Source organism: Oleiphilus sp. HI0123, from assembly GCF_001635315.1.
On the sequence record NZ_LWGE01000741.1, the window covers coordinates 1 to 401 of the forward strand.

Sequence of the window (401 nt, forward strand, 5' to 3'; positions counted from 1 at the left end):
TTTGATGGCAATCGGAATCGGCGGTATATAGGTGGTATGTCTGTCTTTCGAGGTGTCGATACCTCCACACCAATAGATGATGAAGATTCTAGCGTAGGTATGAGTTGGTCCAGTGTGACAGCACCGTCGGTCAATACTTCAGGCTCGGGGGGAATGCTGGTGGCATTTTATACGCTTGAAGCCGGAGACGCAGCGTTTTCCGCACCTGTCGGTATGACTGAAATGTACGATATTGAGGAACATAAGGGTAATGACGGAATAACAACAATGGCCGCATATGAGCTTCGACCTACGGCAGGTGCATCGGGTGATCGAGTCGCGACGGCGTCAACAATTTTTGATGATGCCATTGGTCACTTAATTGCTTTGAGAGAAGGGGCGAGTGGTGTATTGAATGTTGA

Annotated in this window: 1 protein-coding gene; it reads left to right on the plus strand. The window is 48.6% G+C overall.

The features are described 5' to 3' along the window. Positions 1 to 36 precede the first annotated feature (36 nt). Positions 37 to 401: hypothetical protein (locus A3761_RS06610; protein WP_156491686.1), on the plus strand; the 365-nt coding region annotated here is incomplete at its 3' end.